Below are 24,418 nucleotides of genomic sequence, written 5' to 3'. Positions count from 1 at the left end.
CTTCACGAGGGAGGTCATGGCATGAGGCCGCTGCGGCTGGATCTGCGCGGGTTCACCGTGTTCCGGGAGCCGACCACCGTCGACCTGACCGACTGCGACTTCTTCGCGCTGGTCGGCCCGACCGGCTCGGGCAAGTCCACGCTGCTCGACGCGATCTGCTTCGCCCTGTACGGCACGGCCCCGCGCTGGGGCGGCGGCCGCAGCGTCGCGCACGCGCTGGCCCCGTCGGCCACCGAGGCCGCGGTGCGGCTCATCTTCGAGGCCGGCGGCACCCGGTACGCGGCGACGCGGGTGGTGCGCCGTGACGGCAAGGGCCGGACCGCGACCCGGGCCGCGGGGCTGCAGGCGCTCACCCCCGGCTTCGACGCGTCCAGCCTGGACGGCGAGGACCTGCTCGACGAGCTGGGCGAGGCGCTGGCGGGCACCCCGGGCGAGCTGGACCACGCGGTCGCGGACGTGGTCGGGCTGCCGTACGACCAGTTCATCAAGTGTGTGGTGCTGCCGCAGGGCGAGTTCGCCGCGTTCCTGCACGCCCGGCCCGCGGAGCGGCAGGAGATCCTGGTCCGCCTGCTCGGCCTGGACGTCTACGACAAGATCCGGGAGAAGGCCGGGGTGCTGGTCACCGAGGCCAACGGCAAGCTGGCCGCGACCGAGCCGGTGCTGAAGGAGCTGACCGCCGCCGCTTCCGACGAGGCGATCGAGGCCGCCGAGGTTCGCGTGGAGCAGGCCCGCGTGCTGGCCGCCGACGTCGACGCCGCGCTGCCGGAGCTGGTCGAGGCGCAGCGCCGGGTCGAGCAGGTCAGCGCCGAGGCGACCGCCGCGGAGCAGCGGCTGCGGGTGCTGACCTCGGTCGTCGCGCCCGCGGGGGTGACCACGCTGGCGCAGACCGCCCGTGACGCCGCGGCCGCCGCGCAGGACGCCGCGATCGCGGTCGGCACCGCCGAGGAGTCCGAGGAGAAGGTGCGCGCCCAGCTGGAGGCCGCCGCCGACCCGACGGTGCTGCGCGGCCTGCTGGAGGCGCATGCCGAGAACTCGCGCCTGGCCACCCAGCTGTCCGAACTCGACGCCGCCGCGTCGCAGGCGCAGCAGCTGCACGATTCCGCGCTCGGCGCGCAGCAGACCGCGGTGGCCCGTCAGACGCAGGCCGAGCGGGCGCTGGCCGAAGCGCAGCAGGCGCTGCAGGCCGCGCAGACCTCCGACCGGGCCGCCTGGCTGCGCCGGGACCTGAAGGCGGGGCACGCCTGCCCGGTCTGCACCCAGCACGTGGCGACCGTGCCCGCGATGCCCGACCAGCCCGCGATGACCGCCGCGAAGAAGGTCGTCGAGCAGGCGGAGCAGGCCGTGACCACCGCCCGTGCCGGTCGGGAGCAGCTCGATCGCAAGGTCAACGAGGCGAGCGTGCGGCACGCGAAGGCGTCCGCGCAGCGCGAGCAGCTGGCGGTGCGGGCCGCCGAGGTCGCGCGGGTGCTGCACGGGGCCGCCCCGGTGCCGAAGCTGCGCGAGCAGCTGACCGCCGCCGAGGCGCTGCGCCGCGAGCTGGCCATGGCGACCACGGCGCTGCGGGCCGCGCGGGAGGCGCAGCGGCAGTCCGCCGGCTTCGCCCAGCAGGCCCAGGACCGGCTGTCGGCGGGCTGGCGCTCGTTCGACGCGGCCCGGGACACGGTGACCGCGCTGGTCCCGCCCGCCGCCGACCGGGACGATCTCGCCGCCGCGTGGCGCGCCCTCGACGGCTGGGCCCGGGAGCAGGCCGCCGCCGCGTTGACCGCGCGCGACGGCGAGCGGGGCCGGCTGGCCCAGGCCCGCGAGCACGCGGCCGCGCTGGTGCACCGGCTGGACGAGCTGTTCGCCGCGGCCCAGCTGCCCCGGCCGGGCGCCGGGGAGCACCAGCGGGCCGCCGCGGTGACCGTGGAACGCATGGCCGCCGCCCGGGATACGCTGCTGGAACGGCGCGCCCAGGCCGAGGCGCTGCGGGCGCAGCGGGCCGTGGTCGAGACCGACCGGCAGGTTGCCACGGCGCTGGCCAACCACCTGCGGGCCAACAACTTCGAGGCCTGGCTGCTGCAGGAGGCGCTGGACGCGCTCGTGGACGGGGCGTCGGCGATCCTGCGCGAGCTGTCCGGCGGGCAGTACGACCTGATCCACGAGGACCGCGAGTTCTTCGTGGTCGACCACCACGACGCCGGGCTGCGCCGCACGGTGCGCACGCTGTCGGGCGGCGAGACGTTCCAGGCCTCGCTGGCACTCGCGCTGGCGCTGGCGGACCAGCTCGGCGGCCTGTCGCCGACGGCGAGTCTGGAGTCCATCATGCTCGACGAGGGCTTCGGCACATTGGACGCGTCCACTCTGGACACGGTGGCCGCGACACTGGAGAACCTGGCGGCCACCGGGGATCGTATGGTCGGCGTGGTGACGCACGTGCAGGCGCTGGCCGAGCGCATCCCGGTCCGGTTCGAGATCAGCAAGGACGCCCGTACGGCCCGCGTGGAGCGGGTCGGATAGACGAGAGCTGGTAGACAGATCTCATGAAGTTCCATGTGGACGCCTGGGATCCCGGCTTCGGCGCCAGTCTCGACGGCGCGGAGCGCGGGCCCGCCGAGGCCAGCAGCGCCAAGCTCGACCCCGAGATCGAGCTGCCGGCGGCGGACTGGCGACCCCTGGAGACCCCGCCGGGCGTACGCGCACCCGACGTGGTCCTGCTCGTCGACGGCGTACGCCGCACCGACGCCCGGCTGTGGATCGAGGACCACGACGGGGTGACCCGCCCCGGCCTGGCCAGCTCTTATGCGGCAGGGGTGGTGCGCTGCGAGCGCTCGACCGGGGCCAGCGTCACCGGCGTGAAGGTGGAACGCACCCTGTTCACCGCGGCGGAGCAGCCCTCCGACGTGGACGCCGGGCAGGCAGCCCGCTACCGCGCCGAGACCGTGCTGAACGCGGACGAGAAGGACCTGTCGAACCGCCTGCAGGGGGCCCTCACCGAACTGGAGATCGAGGTGTCCCGGCAGCTGCGCTCCGACGGCGACCTGCTGATCGTGGACGGGCCGCTGCGCAGCCGCGACGCGCTGCCGCGCACCCTGGGCTACATCAAGACCCAGCAGAAGCAGTACCTGCCCGACCGCCTGATCAGCGTGGTGGCCGCGCTGCAGCCCGCGCAGCGCACCCCGGTCTTCCGGATCACCGGCGTGTACGAGCGGCTCACCTGGTATCTGCGCCTGCCGCACGGCGGCAGCTCCCCGTGGGCGGGCATCGTGCGGGTGGAGTGCTCGGCCGAGGTGCCCGAGCACCAGGCCGTCGCGCTGGCCGAGCTGTCCACGGCGACGATCCCCCGGTTCGCCTCACTGCCGTACAAGGACCCGCGCGCCCCGCAGAACCTGGTGCCCATCGCGGGCCTGGAGAAGAAGCTGCGCCACCTGCTCGGCGACGGCAAGCTCCTGCACCGCTCGCTCGCCCTGGCCGCCCAGCGCACCACCGCCTGAGCCACGGCAACGGAACGGACACGGCCATTGATCGCCGTGGACGTAAGGCGTAAATTCATCTCTTAGTAAAGTTTCCTTATTGGAATACTTCCACAGAGAGGTGGAACGCATGCGCGCCGCAACCCGCGCTGCCCTCGCCACGACGGTCCTGGTCCTCGCCCCGACCCTCGCCGTGGTCACCCTGATCACGCCCGCCGCGAGCCACGGGACCATGGTCACGCCCGCCAGCCGCGTCTACACGTGTTACCTGGAAGGCCCCGAGTCGCCCGACACCGACGCCTGCAAGGCCGTCGTCGCGCTCGGCGGCACCCAGCCGCTGTACGACTGGAACGAGGTGAACATCGCCAACGCCGCCGGGCAGCACCGCAGCATCATCCCCGACGGCAAGCTGTGCAGCGCCAACCGCAGCAAGTACGCGGGGCTCGACCTCGGCCGCGGCGACTGGCCGACCACCACGCTGCCCGCGTCCGGGGCGTACACCTTCAAGATCCGCGCCACCGCCCCGCACCTGGGCACCTGGCAGCTGTACGTCACCCGGCCCGGCTACCAGCCGACCACCCCGCTGCGCTGGGGCGACCTGGAGGCCAGCCCGTTCCTCACCGTCACCAACCCGGCGGTGACCGACGGCTACTACAACCTGTCCGGCACGATCCCGTCCGGTCACCCCGGCCGCCACCTGATCTACATGATCTGGCAGCGCTCGGACAGCCCGGAGGCGTTCTACTCGTGCGCCGACGTGGTGATCGGCGGCACCGTCCCGTCGCCGTCCGTCTCGCCGAGCACCCCGCCGTCGCCGAGCGCCTCACCCAGCGCCTCGCCCAGCGCGTCGCCGTCGCCGAGCAGGTCGCCCAGCGCGTCGCCGTCGGCCTCGCCGAGCGCCAGCCCGACCGGCTCGTACCCGGCCTGGGCGCCCAACGTCGGCTACGCCACCGGTGCCAAGGTGACCTACCAGGGTGTCGTGTACACCTGCCGGCAGGCGCACACCTCGCTGACCGGCTGGGAGCCCGCCACCACCCCCGCACTGTGGCTGGCCGCCTGAGCGTGGCAGATTCGATGCCGTGACCGAGCGACACGAGCTGCCTGAGCGATACGACATCGCCGGCACGCTCGCCCAGCTCAGCCTCGGCCGGCACGATCCCTGCTCACGCTGGGTCGACGGCGTCTACTGGCTGGCTGCCCGGACCCCCGCGGGTCCGGGCAGCCTGGCGCTGCGCGCCTCCGGGCGGTTCCTGCACGTCGAGGCGTACGGCGAGGGCGCCGGCTGGCTGGCCGAGCGGGCCGACGCCATCGCCGGGCTGCGCGACGACGTCACCGGGTTCGCCGAGCTGTCCAAGGCGCACCCGCTCGTCGCCCGGCTCGCCCGCGAGCACGCCGGCCTGCGCCTGCCGGCGACGCGCCTGGCGTTCCCCCGGCTGCTGCGGGCGGTGTGCGAGCAGAAGGTCACCGGCACCGAGGCGTACCGCGCGTACTCGGCGATCGTGCGCAAGCTCGGCACGAAGGCCCCCGGCCCGGTGGAGAACCTGTGGCTGCCGCCCGACCCGGAGATCGTCGCCGCCACCCCGTACTACGAGTTCCACCCGCTGGGCCTGGAACAGCGCCGGGCCGACACGCTGCGGCGGGTCGCCGCCCAGGCGGGCCGGCTCGAACGCCGCCCCGACAGCGCCGCCCTCACCGCACACCTGCTGACCATCCGGGGCATCGGCCCGTGGACGGCGGCCGAGACGGCGGCCGTCGTGTTCGGCGACCCCGACGCGGTCAGCGTCGGCGACTTCCACCTGCCGAACTTCGTCTGCTACGCCCTGGCCGGGGAGCCCCGGGGCACCGACGCCCGGATGCTGGAACTGCTCGCCCCGTTCGCCGGCCAGCGCGGCCGGGTCTGCCACCTCATCGAGGCCTCCGGCATCGGCGCGCCGAAGTACGGCCCACGCATGCCGATCCGCAGCTTCAAGTCGTTCTGACCCGCCCGGCTCCGGCACTTCAAGAAGGGCGCGAGGGCCGCCGCGTCACAGGTCGAGGGCCAGTTCGGTGGTCGGCTCCGAGCAGCAGATCAGCAGGTTGCCGTCGCCGGGCTCCTCGACGGGCTCGGGCGCGTACGCCACCTGCCCCGACAGCAGGCCGCTCACGCAGGTGTGGCACACCCCCGTCCGGCACGACCAGCGCACCGGCACGTCGCAGGCCTCGGCGAACTCCAGCAGGCTGCCGTAGGCCGGGCTCCACGGCACGGTCAGCCCGCTGCGGACGAAGGACACCGCCGGCCCCGTTCCCGGCGCGCCCTCCGGTGCGTGCGGCGGCCGGGCCTGCGCGGCGGCGATGCCCGGGGTCAGGCCCGCCTGCGCGCCGAACAGCTCGCTGTGCACCCGGCCCGCGTCCAGCCCCAGCGCGCCGAGTTCGGCGGTGACGTCCTGCATGAACTCCGTCGGCCCGCACAGGTAGGCCGACGTGTCCGGCGGCAGCCCGAGCCCGCGCAGCACGTCGGCGGTGATCCGCCCGGCGCTGGTGAAGTCGCGGTCCGGCCGGTCCTGCGGGGCGGGTCGGCTGTAGCAGATGTGCACGTGCGCGTGCGGCAGCCCGGCGAGCAGTTCCCGGCTCTCCGCCGCGAAGACGTGCTCGCTGCCGTCGCGTGCCCCGTGCACCCACCACACCGCGCGGTCCGGCTGCGACGCGACCAGGGCATGCAGCATGGCCAGCACCGGCGTGGCCCCGATGCCCGCCGACAGCAGCAGCACCGGCCCGTCGCCGGATTCCAGCGTGAACGTGCCGCGGGGCGCCGCGACCTCGACGACCAGCCCGGGGCGGGCGTTGGCACGCAGGTACGTCCCCGCCGCCCCGTGCGGCTCCTGCTTCACGCTGATCCGGTAGGTCGCGTCGCCGGGTGTGCCGGACAACGAGTAGCTGCGCACCAGCGGCCCGCCGGGCCCGGGCAGCCGCAGCGTCAGGAACTGGCCCGGCAGGGCCGCGGGCAGCGGTGACCCGTCGGCGGCGGCCAGGTGCAGCGAGAACACGTCGCGCGTCTCCTCGTCCAGCGCGGTGACGGTCAGCGGCCGGAACCCGGCCCACGCGGGCGGGGCGGCGGCCGTCTCCAGCCCGGCGTTGCCCTCCTGCCCATCGGCCTGGTCGAGCAGACCCCGCATGGAGGCCTGCCAGCCCGGACTGAGCGCCGGGATGCGCAGCGCCCGCGCGGCGTCGGCGCGGGAGTGGCCCGGCAGGTACAGCAGGGCGTCGAGTTCCGCCACGGTCATCGCCTCGGGCCCGGTGGACAGCTTCACGATCTCGTCGCCCGCCTGCACCAGCCCTTCGGTGATCACCCGCAGGTAGAAGCCGGGCCGGTGATGGGCGACCATCAGCGCCGCCATCTGCGGCTCGTTCATCCGCATCCCGACGCGGTAGCAGGTCACCCGCGGCTGGGTCACCTCCACGACGGCCCCGCCCACGCGGTAGCGGTCGCCGACGCACACCTCGTCGTCGGGCAGCCCGTCCACGGTGAAGTTCTCGCCGAACTGGCCGGGCAGGAGGTCGTCGCGGCCCAGCACCTTCGCCCAGTAACGGTAGGAGTCCTGCTGGTACACCAGCACCGCGCGCTGCTCGCCGCCGTGGCCGCCGAGATCGCCCTGGCCGTCGCCGTCCAGGTTGAGCCGCCGCAGCATCACCGGGCCGTCCACAGGCTGTTTCCACACCCCGGTGTGCACCGTGCGCCCGCGCCAGTCGACGTCCTTGGGCAGGCCTACGCTCACCGTCAGCAGGGTGGCCACCCATCGAACCTACAAGCCGGGGGTACGCCCGGTGCCCGCTTCGCCGATCCGGGCCGGATCGCGGAGTCCCCTGGTCCGGCCTGGTCGCGCCCGAAACCGCCCCGGCCGGGCGTCTACGATGCCGGGCATGGCACTTCTGTACCGCGCGGACATCACGCCGACCAAGCTCGAACTGATCGACTCCTGGCTGCCCACCCGTCCCTGGTACCAGGGACTGGCGGAGCCGGGCGTGCAGCGGGTGGCCGCCTGCCGCTTCGACGACCCCGACGGCGAGGTCGGCGTCGAGACGATCCTGGTCCAGGCCGGCGACGGCCCGGTGCTGCACGTCCCGCTCACCTACCGGGGCGCGCCGCTGCCCGGCGGCGAGCCGTGGCTCGTCGGCACCACCGAGCACTCCGTGCTCGGCAAGCGCTGGGTGTACGACGCCACCGGCGACCCGGTGTACCTCCAGGCCCTGACCAACGCGGTCCTCACCGGCGGCGGCGAGGCCGAGGAGTTCGTCGACGTCGACGGCCGCCAGGAGAAGCGCGCCCCGGCGATGACGCTGCGCGGCAGCGGCGCCCCGGGCACGGCCGTCCCGACGGTCGGCCCGATCGAGCAGAACACCGACGGCGACCCCACCCGCATCACCACCGCCACCGTCGACCTGACCGTGCACCGCGTGCTCGGCTCCGCCGCCGGCGGCGGGCTCACGCTCACCGGAGTCTGGGACGGCGGCTCCCCGACGATCCTGGCCGAGGCGACACTGCGCTGAGTTCCGGGTCCCGCACGCGGGCGATGGCGCGCCTTGCCCGCGTGCGGTATCCACAAAGGATGTCTGCACCGGAGAACACCCGGACCCGCCGTCCCTGGGGTGCCGCCCAGTGGACCTTCCTCGGCGTCGTGCTGGCCGCCCTCATCGGCGTGACCCCCGCGCTGCTGGACCGGCTGCTGCCCGACGACGCCCCCACGGTCACCGGCTCGTCCCCGCCACCGGCCGCTTCGCCCTCGACCTCCCCGTCGCCGGTCGCCTTCCAGCTGACCAGCGCCACACAGGTGCCGCAGTGCGCGGACCTCACCGGATACGGCACCAAGCCGCCCGGCCGGGAGGTCGGGCTGTTCATCCAGGTCCCCGGCGACAGCAAGTACTACTGGGAGAAGATCATCACGTTCGACGGCGACGCGTGGCGGGCCGACCGGGTGGTGATCGGCGCGCCCGCCGACGCCGGCAAGGACTTCAACCTCGTCTTCGTGCCGATGTCCGTACAGGCCGTCGTCGAGTTCAAAAAACACGACGGCACGCCGTACGCCGTCGACAACCCGCCCGTCACCCCCCTCACCACCCTCCGCGTCACCCGCACCACCAACCTCGGCTCCTGCTGACCCCCACCCGCGTTGATCATGAACTTATGGCAAGGTTCGACGGCGCGTCGCTGCCACAGGTTCATGATCAACGCGGTCGGGGCGGCTACTCGCAGACGACGCCGTCGCCGTCGGCGTCGCGGTACCAGGAGTACTCCGGATCGATGCCGCGTCGGTACGGGCCGAAGCCAGCCGCTTTCGCCGCCTTGCAGGTGCTGTAGCGCGGGTCGTTGCCCGAGGCAGGCTTCGGCTGCGTCTCGGGCTGGCCACCGGTCGAGCCCTCGGTCTGCTCGCAGGCCACGCCGTCCCGGTCGCGGTCCAGCGCCGTCCGGTAGCCGGGCTGGCCTTTACGCAGCGGAGCCTTGCCTGCCTTGCGTACGGCGTCGCAGTTCGCGTAGTACACCGGTTTGGGCGACGGCGCGGTCTTGCTGGGGACGGGCGTCGAAGTCAGGGCCGCTGCCGGTGTGGAAGAACCGAGCGAGGCCGAAGCCACAGCCGCAGCCGGCCGAGCGTCCTGCACAGCTGAAGGTGGATCGCCGTCCCCGCTGATCATCGAGTTGACGGCGCCGCACATCGCACAGAAGCCGAAGATCACAACACAAAGTGCGACGGCGAGTGGCGTGAGCTTGGGGGAGATCTTCATCGTGACAGTCTGAGTACATACCGTGATCACCGATACCCGGCGACCAGGCCGACCGTAGTGGACGGTCGCCATCTCATGGCAACCGGTAGTAATCGCCCGGCCGCTGGGCGGCTTGCCTGATTCGATGCGCTCGCCACCGGAGGGCCCAGAGCCCAACGACCCTTCGCCACCTGCGCGCCTCCGACAGGTGGGCGCGTCACGAGCGTTCAAGCAAGGTCGAACGCAAAGAGGGCGAGCCGATCCGACGATCGGCGTACCCTGACCGAGAACTCGGCTGCAGCGGTCACCACCGTGCCCAGACTCGCCGTCGCCTCCCGGCTGACAGCTCCCGCAGCCGGTACGTACGGTGCTGAGCATGAGCCGAGCAGAACCCAGACGCCTGTTCGTCCTCTGGGACGTAGACGGCACCCTGATCAACAACGGCGGGGTGAGCAAGGAGGCATACGCGCGCGGCTTCGAGATCCTGACCGGCGCGCCTCCCATACAGCCGGTCGTCACCGACGGCAGAACCGATCTCGCGATCATGCGTGCCCTGTTCGAAGGGCATGGTCTCGCCTTCGTCCCAGCGATGAGCGACCGTCTTCCCGCCGCCATGGCCGCCGCCCTCGATGCGCTCGTGCCTCGCCTGCGCGAGCGCGGGCACGCCATGCCGGGGGCGAGCGCAGCCATCACGGCGCTGGGAGAGGAACCGGACGTGCTTCAGTCGGTGCTCACCGGCAACATCGCCCGCAATGCCCAGACCAAGGTCTCCGCCTTTGCCCTGCAGGCCGGTCTGGACTTCGAGGTCGGTGGTTATGGCGAGGACAGCGAGGTCCGAACTGAGCTGGTCGCTGCGGCACGGCGCAAAGCGGCCGCGAAGTACGGCACCGTCTTCACTCGGGATAACACGGTCCTGGTCGGTGACACTCCCCGCGACGTAGAGGCCGCCCAGTTGGGTGGGGCCAGGGTCGTCGGTGTCTGCACCGGCAGGTTCGGGGAGGCCGAATTGCGTGCAGTCGGCGCGCGGACCGTCTTGCCGAACCTCAGTGATACTGCGGCGGTGGTACGAGCCGTGCTGTCTGCGGCATGACCCCGAACTGTGCGGCAGCGGCGTCACCTGGGACAGGGGTAGGCGTGCCCCCAGACCCGTTCCAACGACTCGGCGTACATGTCGAAAAGGCCTCCTTCACCGGCTCTGCGTAGATGAAGAATCGGTGCCAGGTACCCGTACACGCCGTACGCGTGCAAGTTGACCAGCATCTCGTCGTCGTAGACGAACACGGAGTTGTACAGCGTCGTACGGTGCAGCCGGAAGTCGAGTGAGTCGACCTCCAGCAAGGGGCGGTAGTAGGCGATTGCCATCCGGACCCGGCCCGCCAGCGCCTCGTCCAGCTGCTCTTCAGCACCCCGCCGAGCCACCTCGGGCGAGTCCGGGTCACCCAGCGCCATCCGGACACGCACACCGGAAGCAGCCTTCTCCGCCCGCAGCCGCACCGACTCGGGGTTGTCCTCCGGCAGGAAGAGACTCGCGTACGCCATCACCACGACCTCGCGCTGTGCGCTCTTGAGCAGGTCGAACCACAGTGAGCGAGGCACGAGGTGCCGGTGGGGGTAGAAGCAGATCAGCTCGTTCTCGGCTGTTGTGGCTCTGCTGTCCAGCACGGGCCAGAGGTAGGCCGGAGGGCTGCCGAGCAGACGGGCGGCGCTGAAGGCGGTCGTCCGATGGGGAACCGTGTCGCGCGTCACCCAGCGCTCGACGGTCTTCGGATCTACGCCGAGTTCCGCGGCCATCCGCCGGGTCGTGATTCCGGCCGATCGCATGACGGTACGGAGGCGTTCGTTCGCCATGGTGGGTCACTCCCAGGGGCGTTCAGGGACATCTACATAGTCCACTAAATTCCCCGGCAATGGAATGCCGACGCCGTCGCGACGCCCCTGCACGTCGGCGTTACATCAGCTCATGGGCAAAGCGATCCCGGAGCGGGAGTTCGAGCGGTACGCCGAGGCGCAGGCCGCGTACGGCGCGCACCTACTGGCCTTGCACCGGCGGGACTACACCGGCTGCTGTTGGGAATGCGGCCGCTCTCATCCGTGTGATCGGCGCGTTCACGGCGCTCAGTTGATCGCCCACTTCGCCGACTGGCCGAGCGTCGCGTCTTCGCGCGCCCCATGACGCCGCGCCCGTGGTCCGGTACGGCGGGCACGCTCTCACCATGGCTCGCACCTGGCTGGACGTGCCCGCCGTACCCCTATCGATCATGAAGTTATGGCACTGACACGCCGTCGAACACTGCCATAAGTTCATGATCGACGCGTTGGGTTGCCTCGACCGGATCAGCTGGGTCCCGCGCCGGCGATCACCGCCGCCGGGACGTTGGACGGGTTGGCGACGGTGTAGGCGTAATAGGCACCGGGGTCCGCGACCGTGCCGGAGACCTCGCAGGGGCCGGAGCCGGTGAAGATGTTGTTGCGCTGGACGAGGCGGCCGGGTCCGCTGTCGGCGTACCCGCTCGCGGAGAAGCACGGGAACGGCACGTCCTGGAAGTAGTTGCCTTCCAGGAGCACCCCGCCGTCCTGGGTGGACGCGACGCCGTACAGCTCGTTGCCCAGGAAGTAGTTGTTGTAGACGTGCACCGGGTCGCCCCAGCGCACCCGGGGGTGGCGCTGGCGGCTGTGGTCGAAGAAGTTGTGATGGATGGTCACCTTGAGGTGGCCCACGTCCTCGCTGGCGCTGCCGTCGGAGTGGCCGATCAGCATCGACTTGTCGGTGTGGTCGAAGTGGTTCCACGACACCGTGACGTACTCCGCGCCGCGCACGATGTCGATCGACCCGTCGACCGGCGCGACGAAGCGGTTGTGGTCGATCCAGACGTGGTGCGAGTTCTGGCCCACGTTGACCGCGTCGTCCTCGGCGTCAGTGAAGGTCAAATTGCGGACGATCACGTTGTACGAGCGGTAGAAGTCGAACCCGCCCCCGCTGATCGTCGCGTTGGAGCCGAGCCCGACGATCGTCTTGTTCGGGCGTACCCCCCGCTTGCTGTCGATCGTGATCGTGCCCTGCACCTGGATGACCATCGGCCCGATGGTGTCGATGGCGGCCAGCAGCTCCGCGGTCGTGTCGACCACGACCGTCGGCCCGCCCACGCCACCGTAGGTGCCGTTCTGGCCGAGCGCGTGCACGCTCGCGAAGCCGTCGGCCTGGTTCGGCGGCACCGGCCCCGGGCTGGTGCTGGGCGACGGGCTCGGACTCGGGCTGCTGCTCGGGCTCGGTGAGGCGCTCGCCGACGGCGACGGGCTCGGGGAGGGCGACGGCCCGGGACTGGCGCTGGCGCTGGGGCTCGGCTGTGGACCGGTGCCGCTGTCCACGGTCACGTCGTCGAAGTACGCGCTCGCGTACGACGCGGTCAGGCCGATCCGCCCGGCCGCGAACGTGCCGTCAGCGGCGCTGACCAGCGTCACACCGTCGACCGTCCCCGACAGCGACGACCCGCTGACCCGCAGGGCGAGCGTGTACCAGGTGCCGGTGGCGACCGAGACCGGCGCGCTGGCCAGCGTCGTCACGCCGCCGCCGGAGACGCGGCGCAGTTGGGCCGTGCCGCCGCCGGTCAGCACCAGGGCGTAGAAGCTGGTCATGTTCTGGGCGCGGGCGACGACCCCGGCCGCCCGGGTGCTGTTGCCGAACGCCGTCGGCTGCACCCGGGCCTGCACCGTGTAGTCGGTCCACGACGTCGAACCCGCCTGGGCCTTCGCGTCCGCGCCGGTGCTCGACTGGCGGTAGGCCTGCCCGGACACCGACCAGCTGCCGCCCGAGGTCGACCAGCCGCTCGCGTTGCCGTCGGCGAAGTCGTCGCCGAACAGGACGGCCGCGTCGGCCCGGCTGACCACGACGGCGCTGACCGCCACCGTCGCGGCGAGCACGGCCGTGGCGACCCAGGCCCGGCGCGCCACCCTCAGCCCTCGCGGGGCTGCGCTCTCGCTCATGGCGTACCCCCTCAGATCTTTCCGACGCCCGCACCCGCCGGGACGATCGCCGGCACGGTCGCCGGGTCGTCCACGGTGTACGGGTAGTACGTCGCCGGGTCGGTGACGGTGCCGCGCACCTCGATGGGGTGGTTGCACTCGACGAGGATGTTGTTGCGCTCGACCATGCGGCCCAGCGGCCCGCTGAACTCGACCCGGCCCGGGTTGTTGACGCTGAAGAAGTAGTTGCCCTCCACGAACAGGCCGGACTCGTTGGTCGACGCGATGCCGTAGCTGTTGTCGAAGTAGTAGTTGTTGTAGACGTGGACCAGCGGCGAGAAGCGCACCCGCGGGTTGCGCTGGTCGGAGCGGTCGAAGAAGTTGTGGTGGTAGGTGACCCGCAGCCGGCCGGTGTCCTGCGCGCCGTTGGCGTCGTCGTGGCCGACCAGGGTCGTCTTGTCGTGGTCGTGGAACCTGTTCCAGGACACCGTGAGCAGGTCGGAGCCGCGCTTGATGTCGAGCGCGCCGTCGCCGCCGTCGGACAGGTCGTTGTGGTCGATCCAGATGTGGTGCGAGAACATCTGGACGTTGATCAGGTCGTCGGACGCGCCGCTGATCGACAGGTTCCGGATGATGACGTTGTGCACGGCGTTCGCGGGCGGTGCGGTCACCGCGTCGCTGATCGGCAGGCCGATGTTCAGCCCGCCGCCGACCAGGCGCGCGGTCGAGCCGAGGCCGACGATCGTCTTGTCCGAGGTCACGTTGTGCATGCCGTCGCTGGTGCCGGTCGGCAGCGTGATCGTGCCGGACACCTGGATCGTGTACGGCCCGGTGCGCGCGATGTAGTCGAGGAACTCCTCGGTGGTGTCCACGGTGACGGTCGGTCCGCCTGCCCCGCCCGTGGTGGTGGCCTGGCCGTATCCGGCGACGGTGGCGAACCCGTCCGGCTGCCCCGGCCCCGGCGGGTTCGGCGGCGGTCCGCTCGGGCTCGGGCTGGCGCTCGGACTCGGGCTCGCGCTGGGGCTGCTGCTGGGCCGCGGGCTCGCGCTCGGGATACCGGAAGCGCTCGGGCTCGGCGACGGCCCGCCCGCGGCGGCGACGAGCACGTCGTCGAAGTTCGCGGCCGCGTTGTAGGTGGCCACGCCGATCTGTCCGGTGGCGAACTGCGCGTCCGTCGCGGACACCGACGCCCCGCCGTTCACGCTGCCCTGCAGGCTGGTCCCGCTGACCGTGAGGCTCAGCGTGTACCAGGACCCGGTGGTGACGGTGACCGCAGCGCTCGCCAGGGTCGTCGATGAGCCGCCGACCAGCTTCTTCAGCTCCACCGTGTGGTTGGTGCGCAGCGCCAGGTAGTAGTAGCTGGTGTTGGACTGGGCGCGGGCCAGCAGCGCGGCGAACCGGTTCGCGCCGTTGACCGCGGTCAGCTTCACGCGCGCCGTGACCGTGTAGTTCGCCCAGGCCGTCGAACCGGCTCGGGCACGGGCGTCCGAGCTGGTGCCCGCCTGCCGCAGCACGGGCGTGCCGTCGGCGGTGACGGACCAGGTCCCGCCGGACGTGGTCCAGCCTGCGGAGTTGCCGTCGTTGAAGTCGTCGTTGAACAGGGTGGCCGCGTCGGCGGTGCCCGCGTACAGCAACGCCGCCGCCACCGTGGCAGCCACCGCGGCGGTGGCGAGCCGGGAACGTACCTTCATGCGCCTTCCTTCCGCGAGATCGGGACGTCAAGAGATCGAAACATCGATGCAACTCGACGTTCGTCTCGCGAGCATAGGAAAGCGCTTTCCCTCCCCGCAACCCTTCTGATGTGCAGGTTTGTTGCAGCCCTCGCCTCGTTGATCATGAACTTGGGGGCGTGTTCGACGGCGTGTCCCTGCCCTGCGGCCGTGATCACCGGCCGGAGGAAGCGCGGTTGACCTCAAGCGCGGTGGAGGTGGTGGGATCTCGGCATGATGACGTTCGAAGGGCTGCGGGTGGCGGTCACGGGCGCGGGGCGGGACACCGGGCGGCTGCTCGCCCGCGAGTTCGCGGCGCGGGGCGCGCACGTGTGCCTGTCCGCCCGGAACGAGGCCGCCGCCGCGGCGACCGCCGACCTGATCAACGGCGAGGGGCCCGGCAGCGCCGAGGCGTACCGATGCGACCTTGCCGACCCGGCGTCAGTACGCCGGTTCGCCGCCGACCTCACCGCGCGAACCGGGCACCTCGACCTGCTCGTCAACAACGCGGCAGCGTACGCGGACGGCCCCGACCTGGAAGACGTTCCCGACGACGCCATCGTGTCCATGATCGCCGGCGCGGCGACCGGCACCACGTTGCTGGTCAAGCATCTGCTGCCGCTGTTGCGGGCCTCGTCGCGTCCCGACATCGTCAACCTGGTCTCCGGCTGCGGCGAGACCGGCCACCGCCGCTCGACCGCCCACCCCGCCTTCTACGCGGCCAAACACGCCCAGGCCGGGCTGGCCGACATCCTGTCGTACCGGCTGCGCCCCGAGGGCATCCGGGTGATCTCGCTGTACCCGCCGGACTTCGTGCAGGACGGGCCGCGTACCGCGGGCGCGCTGCTCACCGCCCGCTCGGTCGCGGACTGTGTGCTGTTCGCGGTGGGCCAGCCCCGCGACTGCTTCATCCGCGAGTTCCGGTTCGAGCAGGAGCAGGCGAGCCTCAGCCCGGCCACGCCGGACTGAACGCCGCGCGTTGCGTGATCATGAGGTTGTGGCCATGACACACCGCCGAGCCGTGCCATAGGTTCATGATCAACCAGGAGGTTCGGCGCGGGGTGGGCGGTTTGCTGGTTGACTGGGGGTATGGATTTGCCGGTTAACCCCCCTGTGGAGCCGATGCTGGCCAAGCCGGTGTCGAAGATTCCCGATGAGCCGGGTATGACGTTCGAGCCCAAATGGGACGGGTATCGCTGCATCGTCTTCCGTGACGGTGACGAGGTCGAGCTGGCCAGCCGCGGCGGTAAGACGCTGACGCGATACTTTCCCGAGGTCGTGAACCTTGCGCTCAAGCAGTTCCCGGCGCGGTCGGTGATCGACTGCGAGCTGGTCTGCATCCGCCGTGACGCCGACCGCATCCCCCGCCTCGACTTCGACATGCTCAACCAGCGCATCCACCCGGCGGCCTCCCGGGTGAACAAGCTGTCCGTGGAGACCCCCGCCGACGTCATCGCGTTCGACCTGCTGGCGCTGGACGACCGGTCGCTGATGGACCAGCCGTACGCCCAGCGCCGCGCACTGCTGGCACAGGCCCTGGCCCACGTCGAGCCGCCCGTGCACCTGACCCCGGTCACCACCGACGCGGACACCGCCCGCACGTGGTTCACCGAGTTCGAAGGCGCAGGGCTGGACGGGCTCATCGCCAAGCCCGCCGACATGCCCTACTCCCCCGGCAAGCGGCTCATGTTCAAGATCAAGCATTCGCGTACCGCGGACGTGGTGGTGGCCGGCTTCCGGTACCACACCTCCGGGCCGGTGGTCGGATCACTGCTGCTCGGCCTGTACGACGAGCACGGCGTCCTGCACCACGTCGGCGCGAGTTCGGCGTTCACCGCGGCACGCCGGGCCGAGCTGCTGGACGAGCTGGCGCCCTACCGCAACCCCGGCGAGCACACGTGGGGGACGGCGGCGGAGGGCCAGCGCGTGCCGGGTGCGCCCAGCCGATGGAGTGGGGGGAAGGACCTTGGCTTCGAACCGCTACGCCCCGCACTCGTGGTCGAGGTCGGCTACGACGCGATGGAGGGCGACCGCTTCCGGCATACCGCCCAGTTCAAGCGCTGGCGGCCGGACCGCGACCCCCGGTCCTGCACCTATGACCAACTCGACCGTCCTATCAGCCTCAACGTCGACGAGGTACTGCGTACCCCGTAGGCTCGGGCGGATCCGTTCCGGGGGGAGTGAACACGCTCGTGCGACTCAGGCTCAATAAGAGGGTGGCGGGTGGACTCATCGCGCTGCTGACGTCGGCACTGACGACCAGCGGTTGCATACTGCCGCTGCCCGACTTCGGCGGCCGCCCGGAGGCCGCGGCCGTCAGCCCCGAACCGGGCTGGCGGCTGTGTCCGGAGATCGCCGCGGACCTGCTGGGCAAGGCCCCGTCCGGGTACACCTTCGAGTGCAAGACGGTGAAGGTGCCGCAGGACTGGAACAAGCCCGACGACGGCCAGACCTTCGACATCGAGGTCATGCGGGCGCGGGCCACCGACCAGCGGGACCGCATCGGCGCGCTCATGGTCAACCCCGGCGGCCCCGGCGCGTCCGGCGTCGACCTCGCGGCGTACCTGACCCTGGGCCTGCCCGCGGAGATCACCCGGCGTTTCGACATCGTCGGTTTCGACCCGCGCGGCGTCGGCCGGTCCACCCCGGTCGACTGCTACACCGACGCCGACCTGGACGCGACCTTCGCCAGCGAGCCCGACCCGGTGACGCAGGAGGAGTTCGACGAGGCGCTCGCGCTGACCAAGAAGATGGCCGACGGCTGCAAGGCCAAGTACGGCGACCGGCTCGGCCTGTTCGCCACCGTGCAGGCGGCCCGGGACATGGAGGCGATCCGCCTGTCACTGGGCGAGGGCAAGATGAACTACCTCGGCTACTCCTACGGCACCCTGCTCGGCGCGGTGTACGCGCAGCTGTTCCCGAAGAACATCAGGGCCATGGTGCTCGACGGCGCGGTCGACCCGCTGCAGACGTCGATCCAGTCCTCGGAGAGCCAGGCGATGGGCTTCGAGCGCGCGTTCGACAACTTCGCCGCCTGGTGCGCGAAGAACAAGAACCAGTGCCCGATCGACGGCGACGCCCGCGCGGTCGTGGAGAAACTCATGCAGGAGGCCGACACCAACCCGGTCGGCAATCCCGACGGCCGCAAGGCCACCGCCGGCTGGATCTTCTGGGGCGTGGTGTCCTCGCTGTACACCCAGGCCCGCTGGCCCGACCTGGGCCAGGCCCTGGCCGACCTGCAGGACGGCAAGTCCGAGGCGATCTTCGCGCTGGCCGACTCGTACGCCGACCGCGACGCCAACGGTGAGTACACCAACCTGTTCGACGCGAACGCCGCGGTCAACTGCGCCGACGACGCCAAACCGGCGAGCGTGGAGGAGATCCGGCGGCTGCAGTCGGAGTGGCGGCAGAAGTACCCGCTGTTCGGCGCGCCGCTGGCGGTGGGCATGATGACCTGCTCCGTCTGGCCCGCCAAGCGCGAGCCGTACCCGACCGGCAAGGCCGAGGGGGCGCCGCCGATCCTGGTGGTGGGCACCAAGGGCGACCCGGCCACGCCGTACGAGCAGACCCAGAAGCTCGCCGACATGCTCGGGGTGGGCGTCGTGCTCACCTGGGACGGCGAGGGCCACACCGCCTACCCGGAGACGCGCTGCATCAACAAGCACGTCAACGACTTCCTGATCAACCTGGTGGTGCCGCCGCCGGGCACGGTGTGCCCACCCCAGTGAAACCGTAGAGCACGACAGGGCCCCGCCACGAGTGATCGATGGCGGGGCCTCAGCGTGTGCACGGCTATTCGCCGCGATGACGACGGAGGGCTGTCCACGGACGCTGCCGGTCAGCCCCCCAGGTCGGCAAGGTCCTGGTCGGTGAGGTCGAGGCGGTCCGCCGCGAGGTTCTCCGCCAGGTGATCGAGGGAACCGGTGCCCGGGATCGCCAGCACTGACGGTGCGGCCGCTAGCAGCGCGGCGATCGCGACCTGCGCCGATGTCGCGCCCAGGCGGGAAGCGACGACGTCCAGCCGGTCCGCGTCGAGGGGGCGGGCGCCGCCGCCGAGCGGGAAGTACGGCACGTACGCGATACCCGCCTGCTCGCACTCTGCCAGCAGGCCGTCGTCACCGCTGTGCCGGTTCTGCACCGCCGCGACGGGCGCGATCGCCCGGGCCTCGGCGAGCTGTGCGCCGTCGACGTTGCTCACCCCGAGGTGCCGGATCAGGCCCTGCGCGCGAAGCTCGGCCAGCACCGCGAACCGATCGGCGATCGACTCCCCGCCCGGCCCGGCCATCCCGCCGACCCGCAGGTAGACCAGGTCGAGCCGGTCCAACCCGAGCGTACGCAGATCCGCCTCGACCAGGCCGCGTAGCTGATCGGGAGTCGCCTGCTCGCTCGGCGCGCCGGTCGGCCCCGGCAGCGGCCCGACCTTCGTGGCGATCACCAGGTCGTCCCGGTACGGGCTCAGCGCGGTGCGGATCAGGTCGTTCGCCCGCACCTCGCCGCGGCCGTAGAACCCGGCCGTGTCGATGTGGTTCACACCCAGCTCGACGGCTCGCCGGAGCACCGCGATGCCGGTCTCGGCGGGACGTGGCGGCCCGTCGAAGGTGCCCATCGCCAGACGCATCGCACCGAAGCCGAGCCGCCTGACGGGCAGGTCACCGCCGAGGGAGAAAGTCTTGATCGTCATGACGGCCATGGTGGCCGACGCCCCGGCCCTCGGCAGGGTCCTGGCCACTTGCTGCCACACTGGCAGGATGCGCAGCGAACAGGTGGTCTCGGTCCAGGGGGACGCGGAGCTGATCGCGCGAGCCGGCCACCTGTTCGAGTCCGCCCGGACCGAGTTCGTGTGCGCGGCCCGGGACCTGCGGACCTGGTCGCAGCCGGAGGCCATGGCCGCGATCCGCAACCGGGTGCACGCCGCGGCGTCGACCGGTTTCACCTGCCGCAAGCTGCTCAGCCCGGTGGCGCTCGCCGACGAGCAGGCGCGGGCGCACCTGCGTGAGGTGCAGCGCCACGGCACCCACGTCCGGATCAGCGGCTCGCCGCTGCCGCACGAGACCATCGTCATCGACCAGCGGGTGATGATCCTGGCCGGCCGGGCGACCCCGGCGGGCCGCGAGTACACGGTGACGACCGCGCAGACCCTGGTCGACGGCGTGCACTCGCTGTTCCGGGCCGTCTGGGACAGCGCCGTCGAGCTGGACGCCTACCTGCGCGACGACGTCCCGCACCTCGACGCCGACGGCCGCATGATCCTCCAGGCGCTCGGTTCGGGCGCGACCGACGAGTCGGCGGCCCGGCGGCTAGGCGTCTCGCTGCGCACCTACCGCCGCCGGGTGGCCGACCTGATGATCAAGCTGGAGGCCGACTCCCGCTTCCAGGCCGGAAAACGCGCGGCCGAACTGGGCCTACCCGCCTGAGGCCGCACCGCACTCATGATCGTCGGACTTGCCCGGCACCTGTGCGTACCTTGAACACGCTTTCGCCCAGGTGCCTGGCAAGTCGAGCGATCATGGCCGGGCCGGGCCGGCCCGGCTGCGGCGGCTCGCGGCCGGTCAGCCGTCGGCCTGGTCGACGGGGTCCTTGGCCCGGCTGGGCTGCACCCGCATCGGCTCGCCAGGCATCTTCGGGTAGTCCGGCGGGTACGGCATCTCGCCGAGCTTGCGGTCGCGCTCGTCGCGGTCCCACCACTCCAGCAACGTGCCGAGGTCGTGCCGCACGTCGTCCATGCCCGCGTAGAGGTCGCCGACCTCGGCCAGCCGGGCCGGCACGGTGCGCAGGTCGAAGTCGTTCGGCTCGACCTGGGTCAGCTCGTCCCAGGTGACCGGGGTGCTCACGGTCGCCCGGGGGTTGGCGCGCAGCGAGTACGGCGCGGCGATGGTGCGGTCGCGGGCCATCTGGTTGTAGTCGATGAAGACCTGCTCGCCGCGCTCCTCCTTCCACCACGCCGTCGTGATCAGCTTCGGGTCGCGCCGCTCCAGCTCGCGGGCGAACGCGATCGCCGCCCGGCGCGCCTCGACGAACGACCAGTCCGGCTTGATCCGCACGTAGATGTGGATACCCCGCCCACCGGAGGTCTTCGGGTGGCCGACCAGGCCCGCGTCGTCGAGCACGGTACGGGCCAGCCCCGCGACCTTCACCGCGTCGGCGAAGTCGGTGCCGGGCTGCGGGTCGAGGTCGATGCGCAGCTCGTCGGGGTTCTCGGTGGCGGGCGCGCGGACCGGCCAGGGGTGGTACACGATGGTGCCCATCTGCGCGGCCCAGAGCAGGGCCGCTGGCTCCTTCGGGCACAGCTCGTCGGCCTTGCGCCCGCTCGGGAACTTGATCTCCGCGGTGGTAATCCAGTCCGGGACCCCCCTGGTGGGCACCCGCTTCTGGAAGAACATCTCCCCGTCGAGCCCGTCCGGGAAGCGCTGCAGCATGGTGGGCCGGTCGCGCATGTACCGCAGCATGGGCTCGGACACGGCGAGGTAGTACTCGAAGACGTCCTGCTTCGTGAAGCCGCGGTCCGGGAAATAGATCTTGTCCGGGCTGCTGAGTCTTACGGAACGGTTACCGACCTCGTACTCGAGCGCTGGGGCCTTGGGCATGGCCCGACGCTACCGCGTACGGTCGAGGCATGGAGCAGAACGTGAGCCGGTTGAGCGAGGACGAGTGGCGCGTGCGCCTCAACCCCGAGGAGTTCCGGGTGCTTCGCCAGGCGGGCACCGAGGCCCCGTGGAGCGGCAAGTACGTGGAGACCAAGACCCCGGGGACCTACCGCTGCCGGGCGTGCGGGGTCGCGCTGTTCGACAGTGTGACCAAGTTCGACAGCCACTGCGGATGGCCGTCGTTCGACGAGGCCATTCCGGGGACCATCCGCTACATCGAGGACCGGTCGCTGGGCATGGTGCGCGTGGAGGTGCGCTGCGCCAATTGCGACTCGCACCTCGGGCACCGGTTCGACGGTGAGGGCTTCACCGCCAAGGACGCCCGCTACTGCATCAACAGCATCTGCCTCGACCTCGAAGAGACCCCGAAGTAACACCACGCCCCACCCGTATCAGAAACGACGCCCCGGGACAGCGACCCGGGGCGTCGTCGTGCTCCCGGTTCCGGCTGGTCGGCGACAAGGGGCAACCGGTCCGGTGGTCCACCCGGTAGAGGTTCCTGACGACGGCGACGGGAGCGGGGATGGCCGAGACGGCGGAGTTCGACGAGTTCGTGACGGCGCGATCGCGGCACCTGCTGCGCGTCGCGCACCTGCTCACCGGGGACCACGGGCTGGCCGAGGACCTGCTGCAGACCGCGCTGGCCCGCTCGTGGTCGGCGTGGCGGAGGCTGGACGGCAACCCGGAGCCGTACGTGCGGCAGGTGCTGCTGAACACGTACAACTCCTGGTGGCGGCGGCGCTGGAACGGCGAGCGCCCCACCGACCTGCTGCCCGAGCGCGCCGCGGCCGCCCCGCAGGCGGCCGTCGACGAGCGCGACCAGGTGTGGCGGGCGCTGTCGCGGCTGTCCCGCCAGCAGCGCACGGTGCTGGTGCTGCGCTACTTCGAGGATCTCAGCGAGGCCGACATCGCGCAGCTCCTGCACATCTCCCCCGGCGCGGTGAAGAGCCATGCGGCCAAGGGCCTGGCCCGGCTGCGCCTGGACCCCAGCCTGCGGGAACTGCCGCACCCCGCGGCCGAGGACGCCCCGGCCGGCAACGAGCGGCTGGCCGCCGTGCACGCCCGGATCGCACAGCGCCGGCGCAACCGGATCGCGGTGGTCGCCGCGGCGTGTGTCGTGGTCCTGGCCGCCATCGCCGGGTACGCCGTCGCACCGCACCTGCGCCGCCATTCCCTGCCCGACCCGGCAACCTCGCAGCAGCCCGGGCCGCGTTTCCTCGACGGCCGCCGGGTGCTCGCCGCGACGGCGGGCGGGTTGACCCGAGGCGAGGGTGTGGCCGTGACCTGGACTCCGGAGTCCGGCCAGAACCTGGACATCTTCGTCGAGTGCTTCCACGACCTGCCGAGCTCCTCGGTGCACGTCTCGGTGATCGTGAACGGCGAGCAGTACCGTAGCGCCACGTGTCACGACGCCCGGCGGGTGGATCTGCGGGTGGACTGGTTCGACCTGCGGGCCGAGGCCGGCCGGGCGGTGGTCGTCGAGGCACGGGTCAGCGGCGTCTGCCTCAACCGGCAGACCAGGCGCGGACAGATGGTCGAAATGGACTGCCGGCCCGCGCCGATGCCGCAGTCGGGCACGCTCGTGGTCGGTATCGGTCAGCCCGTGCCCTTCGACGGCTACCCGCTACCCGCCCCGCCGGCCGAACTGCCCGCCCTGGAGCCGCTCTACGAGCAGCGGACCAACACCGTGCTGCTGCGGCCCGGCGCCGAGAGCGTCGAGCTGGTCTGGCTCGGGCCGCTCGCGGTCGGTGCGCGCGCCCAGACACCGGGACGGCTGCACATCCACGTGGACGGCAGGGTGGTGGGCACGCTGGACTTCTGGGACTACGAACAGGACGACGCGGGCCTGTACCACCCGGCATACGGTGAGCCGGACCTCGGCATAGCCCGCGGCACCAAGGTCACCATCACCGTCGTGCCGGACCGTCTGGCCGGGGACTGGTTCGCCGAGGTGCAGTCGGTCGGACCGCCCCTGTGACCGTCGGGTGTGTCAGGTAGTTCCATCGCGTCTGGTCCCGCAACCCGTTGCGTGCCACCATCATCGGGACTTTCAGGAGGACGCGATGGCGGACGGCACGGCGCAGAGCATCTGGTGGCAGCGGCTCACCTCACCCGGCGGCGCGCAGCTGCCGATGAGCGTGCAGGAGCGGCTGCTGTGGTACGCGAAGCAGGTGACCCGCCAGCGGATCACGAACTACACCCTGGAGGGCGTGACCGTCGTGGTCGCCGCGAGCATCCCCGCCGCGGCCGCGCTCGGCGCGTCGACCGCGGTCACCGCGGTGCTCGGCGCGGCGGTCGCGGTGCTGGCCGGGCTGCGGCAGCTGATCCGGCCCGGGGAGAGCTGGGTCCGGGCCAGCGCCACGCTGGTCGCGATGCAGCGCGAGGCCGTGGTGTGGAGCGCGGGCGCGGTCCCCTACGACGGCGAGCGGGCGGACACCCTGCTCGTCGAGAACGTGGAGAGCCTGGTCGCCGCCGAGACGTCGCAGTGGGCCGAGCAGCGCACGGTGCGCCGCTCGGAGCCGGAGCAGCAGCCGGTCAGCTGACGTACCAGTCGAACAGCTCCCAGCCGGGCGGGGTGGCCATCACGAGCAGCATCAGGACGGCCGCCACCCCGGCGACGGCGAGCAGCCTGCGGGTGAACACGTCGGCCTGGACCTGCGGTGACCGCCACGCGCGCCACGCGAACAGCAGGATGACCGCGGCGGGCACGAACCCGAACATGGTCACCAGAACCGCCGGCCAGGACCAGCCGGGCGGGGACTGCTCGGGGAAGTAGGCAGCGTCGGTGACGAGGTAGGCGACGGCTCCGTAGAGGTAGGCCACCACCAGGGCCAGCAGTGCGGCGCTGAGCATCCCGGCGGTGCCGCGGCTGATCGACGTTGCTCTCATCGGCGCACCGTAACGCGAGCCGTGGCACCCG

22 protein-coding genes are annotated in these 24,418 nt (G+C 71.7%); 14 read left to right on the top strand and 8 right to left on the bottom strand.

The window, feature by feature from the left end; all coding sequences use genetic code 11:
* Positions 1–21 precede the first annotated feature (21 nt).
* The 4 genes from ACFQO7_RS27910 to ACFQO7_RS27895 all read left to right on the top strand — a co-directional run bounded on the left by ACFQO7_RS27910 (position 22) and on the right by ACFQO7_RS27895 (position 5,431).
* Positions 22–2,499, top strand: coding sequence for an AAA family ATPase (locus ACFQO7_RS27910; protein WP_376809155.1), 2,478 nt, complete (start codon positions 22–24; stop codon positions 2,497–2,499).
* Between the two features lie 23 nt (positions 2,500–2,522).
* Positions 2,523–3,473 carry a hypothetical protein gene (locus ACFQO7_RS27905; RefSeq protein WP_360529665.1) on the top strand — a complete coding sequence of 317 codons (951 nt, stop codon included), beginning with the start codon at positions 2,523–2,525 and terminating at the stop codon, positions 3,471–3,473.
* A 109-nt stretch (positions 3,474–3,582) separates the two neighbouring features.
* Complete coding sequence (locus ACFQO7_RS27900) at positions 3,583–4,512, top strand: lytic polysaccharide monooxygenase auxiliary activity family 9 protein (RefSeq protein ID WP_376809154.1); 930 nt, start codon at positions 3,583–3,585, stop codon at positions 4,510–4,512.
* A 19-nt stretch (positions 4,513–4,531) separates the two neighbouring features.
* Positions 4,532–5,431 (top strand): DNA-3-methyladenine glycosylase family protein, encoded by a 900-nt coding sequence (locus ACFQO7_RS27895; protein ID WP_376809153.1) that lies wholly within the window; start codon positions 4,532–4,534, stop codon positions 5,429–5,431.
* A gap of 45 nt (positions 5,432–5,476) precedes the next feature.
* On the opposite strand, the gene ACFQO7_RS27890 is transcribed toward ACFQO7_RS27895, so the two are convergent.
* Positions 5,477–7,222 (bottom strand): MOSC domain-containing protein, encoded by a 1,746-nt coding sequence (locus tag ACFQO7_RS27890; protein WP_376809152.1) that lies wholly within the window; start codon positions 7,220–7,222, stop codon positions 5,477–5,479.
* A gap of 127 nt (positions 7,223–7,349) precedes the next feature.
* On the opposite strand from ACFQO7_RS27890, the gene ACFQO7_RS27885 reads away from it, so the two are divergent.
* Positions 7,350–7,976, top strand: coding sequence for a CG0192-related protein (locus ACFQO7_RS27885; RefSeq protein ID WP_376809151.1), 627 nt, complete (start codon positions 7,350–7,352; stop codon positions 7,974–7,976).
* A gap of 59 nt (positions 7,977–8,035) precedes the next feature.
* A complete protein-coding gene (locus ACFQO7_RS27880; protein ID WP_376809150.1) occupies positions 8,036–8,584 on the top strand; it encodes a hypothetical protein in 549 nt (182 codons plus the stop codon).
* A gap of 85 nt (positions 8,585–8,669) precedes the next feature.
* On the opposite strand, the gene ACFQO7_RS27875 is transcribed toward ACFQO7_RS27880, so the two are convergent.
* Positions 8,670–9,278: an excalibur calcium-binding domain-containing protein gene (locus tag ACFQO7_RS27875; protein ID WP_376809149.1), complete on the bottom strand. Its 609-nt coding sequence runs from the start codon at positions 9,276–9,278 to the stop codon at positions 8,670–8,672.
* 283 nt (positions 9,279–9,561) lie between these two features.
* On the opposite strand from ACFQO7_RS27875, the gene ACFQO7_RS27870 reads away from it, so the two are divergent.
* A complete protein-coding gene (locus tag ACFQO7_RS27870; protein WP_376809148.1) occupies positions 9,562–10,275 on the top strand; it encodes an HAD family hydrolase in 714 nt (237 codons plus the stop codon).
* 23 nt (positions 10,276–10,298) lie between these two features.
* Here the strand turns inward: ACFQO7_RS27870 and ACFQO7_RS27865 are convergent, their stop codons facing one another.
* The 3 genes from ACFQO7_RS27865 to ACFQO7_RS27855 all read right to left on the bottom strand — a co-directional run bounded on the left by ACFQO7_RS27865 (position 10,299) and on the right by ACFQO7_RS27855 (position 14,836).
* Positions 10,299–11,006 (bottom strand): XRE family transcriptional regulator, encoded by a 708-nt coding sequence (locus ACFQO7_RS27865; protein WP_376809147.1) that lies wholly within the window; start codon positions 11,004–11,006, stop codon positions 10,299–10,301.
* Positions 11,007–11,519: 513 nt separating this feature from the next.
* On the bottom strand, positions 11,520–13,166 hold the full coding sequence (locus tag ACFQO7_RS27860) for a pectate lyase family protein (protein ID WP_376809146.1): 1,647 nt from the start codon (positions 13,164–13,166) through the stop codon (positions 11,520–11,522).
* A gap of 11 nt (positions 13,167–13,177) precedes the next feature.
* On the bottom strand, positions 13,178–14,836 hold the full coding sequence (locus ACFQO7_RS27855) for a pectate lyase family protein (protein WP_376809145.1): 1,659 nt from the start codon (positions 14,834–14,836) through the stop codon (positions 13,178–13,180).
* 255 nt (positions 14,837–15,091) lie between these two features.
* Here ACFQO7_RS27855 and ACFQO7_RS27850 point away from each other — a divergent pair, with 255 nt between their 5' ends.
* From ACFQO7_RS27850 to ACFQO7_RS27840, 3 genes are all read left to right on the top strand, one after another.
* Positions 15,092–15,823: an SDR family NAD(P)-dependent oxidoreductase gene (locus ACFQO7_RS27850; RefSeq protein WP_376809167.1), complete on the top strand. Its 732-nt coding sequence runs from the start codon at positions 15,092–15,094 to the stop codon at positions 15,821–15,823.
* Between the two features lie 120 nt (positions 15,824–15,943).
* Positions 15,944–17,008 carry an ATP-dependent DNA ligase gene (locus tag ACFQO7_RS27845; RefSeq protein WP_376809144.1) on the top strand — a complete coding sequence of 355 codons (1,065 nt, stop codon included), beginning with the start codon at positions 15,944–15,946 and terminating at the stop codon, positions 17,006–17,008.
* Positions 17,009–17,070: 62 nt separating this feature from the next.
* Positions 17,071–18,582 carry an alpha/beta hydrolase gene (locus tag ACFQO7_RS27840; protein ID WP_376809143.1) on the top strand — a complete coding sequence of 504 codons (1,512 nt, stop codon included), beginning with the start codon at positions 17,071–17,073 and terminating at the stop codon, positions 18,580–18,582.
* A gap of 110 nt (positions 18,583–18,692) precedes the next feature.
* On the opposite strand, the gene ACFQO7_RS27835 is transcribed toward ACFQO7_RS27840, so the two are convergent.
* Positions 18,693–19,535: an oxidoreductase gene (locus tag ACFQO7_RS27835; protein WP_376809142.1), complete on the bottom strand. Its 843-nt coding sequence runs from the start codon at positions 19,533–19,535 to the stop codon at positions 18,693–18,695.
* A gap of 67 nt (positions 19,536–19,602) precedes the next feature.
* Here ACFQO7_RS27835 and ACFQO7_RS27830 point away from each other — a divergent pair, with 67 nt between their 5' ends.
* The gene (locus ACFQO7_RS27830; protein WP_376809141.1) at positions 19,603–20,268 is read left to right on the top strand and encodes a hypothetical protein; all 666 of its coding nucleotides are present in this window, start codon (positions 19,603–19,605) and stop codon (positions 20,266–20,268) included.
* 135 nt (positions 20,269–20,403) lie between these two features.
* On the opposite strand, the gene ligD is transcribed toward ACFQO7_RS27830, so the two are convergent.
* Positions 20,404–21,438: a non-homologous end-joining DNA ligase gene (gene ligD / locus ACFQO7_RS27825; protein ID WP_360529710.1), complete on the bottom strand. Its 1,035-nt coding sequence runs from the start codon at positions 21,436–21,438 to the stop codon at positions 20,404–20,406.
* A 29-nt stretch (positions 21,439–21,467) separates the two neighbouring features.
* On the opposite strand from ligD, the gene msrB reads away from it, so the two are divergent.
* The 3 genes from msrB to ACFQO7_RS27810 all read left to right on the top strand — a co-directional run bounded on the left by msrB (position 21,468) and on the right by ACFQO7_RS27810 (position 24,041).
* Positions 21,468–21,872, top strand: a complete 405-nt coding sequence (msrB, locus tag ACFQO7_RS27820) for a peptide-methionine (R)-S-oxide reductase MsrB (protein ID WP_360529713.1) — start codon at positions 21,468–21,470, stop codon at positions 21,870–21,872.
* Positions 21,873–22,021: 149 nt separating this feature from the next.
* On the top strand, positions 22,022–23,476 hold the full coding sequence (locus ACFQO7_RS27815; protein ID WP_376809140.1) for a SigE family RNA polymerase sigma factor: 1,455 nt from the start codon (positions 22,022–22,024) through the stop codon (positions 23,474–23,476).
* 85 nt (positions 23,477–23,561) lie between these two features.
* The gene (locus tag ACFQO7_RS27810; RefSeq protein WP_360529719.1) at positions 23,562–24,041 is read left to right on the top strand and encodes a DUF4231 domain-containing protein; all 480 of its coding nucleotides are present in this window, start codon (positions 23,562–23,564) and stop codon (positions 24,039–24,041) included.
* On the opposite strand, the gene ACFQO7_RS27805 is transcribed toward ACFQO7_RS27810, so the two are convergent.
* Positions 24,034–24,387: a hypothetical protein gene (locus tag ACFQO7_RS27805; protein ID WP_376809139.1), complete on the bottom strand. Its 354-nt coding sequence runs from the start codon at positions 24,385–24,387 to the stop codon at positions 24,034–24,036. The two genes, ACFQO7_RS27810 and ACFQO7_RS27805, sit on opposite strands and share 8 nt — an antisense overlap.
* Positions 24,388–24,418 lie beyond the last annotated feature (31 nt).

This window comes from Catellatospora aurea (genome assembly GCF_042663325.1).
Classification (GTDB): Bacteria; Actinomycetota; Actinomycetes; order Mycobacteriales; family Micromonosporaceae; genus Catellatospora; species Catellatospora aurea.
This window is presented reverse-complemented; position numbering and strand designations above follow the sequence as displayed.

What these genes read in the sequence shown, in the direction of transcription:
- ACFQO7_RS27910 (WP_376809155.1), top strand. Translation starts at nt 22, where the DNA reads ATGAGGCCGCTGCGGCTGGATCTGCGCGGGTTCACCGTGTTCCGGGAG.
- ACFQO7_RS27905 (WP_360529665.1), top strand. Translation starts at nt 2,523, where the DNA reads ATGAAGTTCCATGTGGACGCCTGGGATCCCGGCTTCGGCGCCAGTCTC.
- ACFQO7_RS27900 (WP_376809154.1), top strand. Translation starts at nt 3,583, where the DNA reads ATGCGCGCCGCAACCCGCGCTGCCCTCGCCACGACGGTCCTGGTCCTC.
- ACFQO7_RS27885 (WP_376809151.1), top strand. Translation starts at nt 7,350, where the DNA reads ATGGCACTTCTGTACCGCGCGGACATCACGCCGACCAAGCTCGAACTG.
- ACFQO7_RS27880 (WP_376809150.1), top strand. Translation starts at nt 8,036, where the DNA reads ATGTCTGCACCGGAGAACACCCGGACCCGCCGTCCCTGGGGTGCCGCC.
- ACFQO7_RS27875 (WP_376809149.1), bottom strand. Translation starts at nt 9,278, where the DNA reads ATGGCGACCGTCCACTACGGTCGGCCTGGTCGCCGGGTATCGGTGATC.
- ACFQO7_RS27870 (WP_376809148.1), top strand. Translation starts at nt 9,562, where the DNA reads ATGAGCCGAGCAGAACCCAGACGCCTGTTCGTCCTCTGGGACGTAGAC.
- ACFQO7_RS27865 (WP_376809147.1), bottom strand. Translation starts at nt 11,006, where the DNA reads ATGCGATCGGCCGGAATCACGACCCGGCGGATGGCCGCGGAACTCGGC.
- ACFQO7_RS27860 (WP_376809146.1), bottom strand. Translation starts at nt 13,166, where the DNA reads ATGAGCGAGAGCGCAGCCCCGCGAGGGCTGAGGGTGGCGCGCCGGGCC.
- ACFQO7_RS27855 (WP_376809145.1), bottom strand. Translation starts at nt 14,836, where the DNA reads ATGAAGGTACGTTCCCGGCTCGCCACCGCCGCGGTGGCTGCCACGGTG.
- ACFQO7_RS27850 (WP_376809167.1), top strand. Translation starts at nt 15,092, where the DNA reads ATGACGTTCGAAGGGCTGCGGGTGGCGGTCACGGGCGCGGGGCGGGAC.
- ACFQO7_RS27845 (WP_376809144.1), top strand. Translation starts at nt 15,944, where the DNA reads ATGGATTTGCCGGTTAACCCCCCTGTGGAGCCGATGCTGGCCAAGCCG.
- ACFQO7_RS27835 (WP_376809142.1), bottom strand. Translation starts at nt 19,535, where the DNA reads ATGACGATCAAGACTTTCTCCCTCGGCGGTGACCTGCCCGTCAGGCGG.
- ACFQO7_RS27830 (WP_376809141.1), top strand. Translation starts at nt 19,603, where the DNA reads ATGCGCAGCGAACAGGTGGTCTCGGTCCAGGGGGACGCGGAGCTGATC.
- ligD (WP_360529710.1), bottom strand. Translation starts at nt 21,438, where the DNA reads ATGCCCAAGGCCCCAGCGCTCGAGTACGAGGTCGGTAACCGTTCCGTA.
- msrB (WP_360529713.1), top strand. Translation starts at nt 21,468, where the DNA reads ATGGAGCAGAACGTGAGCCGGTTGAGCGAGGACGAGTGGCGCGTGCGC.
- ACFQO7_RS27815 (WP_376809140.1), top strand. Translation starts at nt 22,022, where the DNA reads ATGGCCGAGACGGCGGAGTTCGACGAGTTCGTGACGGCGCGATCGCGG.
- ACFQO7_RS27810 (WP_360529719.1), top strand. Translation starts at nt 23,562, where the DNA reads ATGGCGGACGGCACGGCGCAGAGCATCTGGTGGCAGCGGCTCACCTCA.
- ACFQO7_RS27805 (WP_376809139.1), bottom strand. Translation starts at nt 24,387, where the DNA reads ATGAGAGCAACGTCGATCAGCCGCGGCACCGCCGGGATGCTCAGCGCC.